Raw genomic sequence first — 2373 nt, 5'->3', positions numbered from 1 at the left:
ATTATGACATCTGCTACCCCCACTGTAAAGATGGGGTTTTCTTGACGCTTACGATTATTTTATTAATCCTGAGACAAAATATAACTTTACAGACCACATATGGGCGGCGGTAGGAGCCAATATCTTCGGCGGGGCCAAAAACTGGACCCAGTTTGGACAATTCAGTAAGAACGACAACATCTACGTGCAAGTAAGATATGAGTTTTAAATAATTGGCCGTCCCCTGCCAGATTCTCTTTCGTGTAGATTTTTCGTGAGGCAATTCGGCTTGATTTAACGTGGGATTATGTGTTAGAATCCCCTCGTGGAGACGATGATATGAAGAGAAAGACATACCTGCTTGTCCGCCCTCAGTATGTGTCTGAGCCTAAGTTTTATCTTATTATTCCGGGGACAGAAAAGGAAGAGGGAATCCTTCTTCAATCAAATAACGTCTTTAATATAGATTATAAGACGCCGTATGACGTGAACAACCCTAAGGAGAAAGCCGCCGCAACCCTGTCCATTGCCCTGCAGTACGACGAATTCAAGAAATACGAGGATATGGATTACACCGCCGGCGTTCCATTATCTGAGATACCAGATTGGAGCAACACCGAAATCAAGACGCCCATCTACGAACGGCCTGATGTTATAATATGTTCAGGCAGCCTGTAAACAGGATATTCCTCTGTAAGCAAGATATTTACTTTTAAGCAAGACACTGGCTTAATCGAACAGTCTGCCTTTTCGCCTTTTGTAATCCGCAAGCAGCAGGGCAACGGCCTCTTCGATTAACTCGTTGAGCTTTTTACCTTCCTCCACGGCGAGGTACTTCAATTTTTTCAGGAGTTCCGGGTTCAACCGTGTTGAGAACGTCTCCCTTTGCACACCATCTCTCTCACGAGCCATGACTAAATTATACCAGAAAGAAGGATTTATTTTCAAGAAAAAAATATATCAGGAAAAAATGCTTGACTTTTAAAAAACAAAGAATGTAAGATAAACACGTGGGATTGTAATATATCTTGCTTCTCTGGGTGTGCATCCAAAGGGTGCGTCTTATGGGTGGTGAGATAGTGGTCTCGGAGTGGTGAGATGGTGATCTCGGAGATTAGGAGGTATGGATATGGATACCCGCTCAATGGATGGAAAAGAAGGTGCCGACGGGCGAAAGGAAGTTGCTGACGGGCGGCGTGATGGCAATGAGTATAACCACTTTGGCGGCACTTTCAAGGATGCCGCAACGGCGTTTGATGTTTTGCGGCGACTGTCCGGGAGGGGGGTTGCTGAGGATGCTATTGACCATTCGCTGAATTGGCTTATCCTTTCGGCGTGGAGCAACCTGGATAGAATGAAAGAGCTTCAGGACGACATAATGGACAGGCTTCAGCAGATAAAGAAGTCTGCGGGTATATTAAACTAGTCAAAAACATAAGGAGAAGGTATATGTCAAAAAAGTTGTTAGTGCTTTTGAGCGTGTTGTTGTGTGTTATGTGCGTCCAGACGGTGTGGGCCGACCCGGTAGAGGATAAGATCAAGGAGATATTCCCTGATGTAAAGCCGGATAGTGTTAAAGAGAGTCCGATAAAGGGGCTTTACGAGGTAGTTAAAGGAAATGAGATTGTTTATTTTGATCCTGTAACCGGCTATTTGATTTTCGGAGAGATAGTTTCGCCTAAGGAAAAGAAGAGCATTACTGCCGATAGGAAGCGCCAGTTAAGAGAGGTGAAGCTCAAAAATATACCTCTTGATAAGGCGCTGAAGATTGGAAACGGCAAGAAGACCGTGGTTGAGTTCACTGACCCGGATTGTCCATTTTGCAGAAAAGTCGGGGCATATCTTGCAACACGCAGCGATGTTACAAGGTATGTCTTTTTGTTTCCAATACCGCAGCTTCACCCTAAGGCGGCCGAGAAGGCTAAGTATATTCTCTGCTCCGCTGACAAGAAAAAGGCCCTTGAGGATGTGATGGCCGGTAAACATGACAATGACACACTTGAACTTTGCAGTGATCCAAAGGTTGATGAACTGCTCAAAGAGCACAAGACTGTTGGCGACGGCGCAGGAGTTACCGGTACGCCTCTGCTGATTATTGAGGGAACATTTGTTGATGGGGCAAACATGCCTCTTATCGAAAAATTGCTTTCCGATGATAAGACCGCAACCGAACCTAAGGATGAGCAACCCAGAAAATAAAGCTCCCAACCCATAGCCTGCGCAGGCGACTTTCTGGACACCGCACCCTAAGCGGTGTCCAGACACCCCCTCAGAAGTGCCACCAATGTTCTACCGCGCTCAGCGCTCAATACCATGCTGCTGTCAAAGAAGTAATACCAGGTTGCGTTCATAAAAGTAACTATATTTTTTCAAGTCTGTCATTCCAGCCTACGA

General features: G+C 45.4%; 4 protein-coding genes. 3 read left to right on the top strand and 1 reads right to left on the bottom strand.

The genetic code is table 11. The annotated features are described in order from the left end of the window. Positions 1 to 318: 318 nt before the first annotated feature. The gene (locus AB7D94_RS16980; RefSeq protein WP_420267255.1) at positions 319 to 657 is read left to right on the top strand and encodes a hypothetical protein; all 339 of its coding nucleotides are present in this window, start codon (positions 319 to 321) and stop codon (positions 655 to 657) included. Positions 658 to 708: 51 nt separating this feature from the next. Here the strand turns inward: AB7D94_RS16980 and AB7D94_RS16975 are convergent, their stop codons facing one another. Further along, entirely contained in the window at positions 709 to 891 is a 183-nt protein-coding gene (locus tag AB7D94_RS16975; RefSeq protein WP_420267254.1) for a ribbon-helix-helix domain-containing protein, read from the bottom strand. A 217-nt stretch (positions 892 to 1108) separates the two neighbouring features. On the opposite strand from AB7D94_RS16975, the gene AB7D94_RS16970 reads away from it, so the two are divergent. Both AB7D94_RS16970 and AB7D94_RS16965 read left to right on the top strand, forming a co-directional pair. Continuing rightward, entirely contained in the window at positions 1109 to 1405 is a 297-nt protein-coding gene (locus AB7D94_RS16970; protein WP_420267253.1) for a hypothetical protein, read from the top strand. A 23-nt stretch (positions 1406 to 1428) separates the two neighbouring features. Next, positions 1429 to 2178, top strand: coding sequence for a DsbC family protein (locus tag AB7D94_RS16965; RefSeq protein ID WP_420267252.1), 750 nt, complete (start codon positions 1429 to 1431; stop codon positions 2176 to 2178). Positions 2179 to 2373 lie beyond the last annotated feature (195 nt).

Source organism: Candidatus Magnetominusculus dajiuhuensis, assembly GCF_046044395.1.
GTDB classification, from domain to species: domain Bacteria; phylum Nitrospirota; class Thermodesulfovibrionia; order Thermodesulfovibrionales; family Magnetobacteriaceae; genus Magnetominusculus; species Magnetominusculus dajiuhuensis.
Note: the sequence above shows the minus strand (reverse complement) of the source record. Positions and strands in the feature narration are given on the sequence as shown.

What these genes read in the sequence shown, in the direction of transcription:
- AB7D94_RS16975 (WP_420267254.1), bottom strand. Translation starts at nt 891, where the DNA reads ATGGCTCGTGAGAGAGATGGTGTGCAAAGGGAGACGTTCTCAACACGG.
- AB7D94_RS16970 (WP_420267253.1), top strand. Translation starts at nt 1,109, where the DNA reads ATGGATACCCGCTCAATGGATGGAAAAGAAGGTGCCGACGGGCGAAAG.
- AB7D94_RS16980 (WP_420267255.1), top strand. Translation starts at nt 319, where the DNA reads ATGAAGAGAAAGACATACCTGCTTGTCCGCCCTCAGTATGTGTCTGAG.
- AB7D94_RS16965 (WP_420267252.1), top strand. Translation starts at nt 1,429, where the DNA reads ATGTCAAAAAAGTTGTTAGTGCTTTTGAGCGTGTTGTTGTGTGTTATG.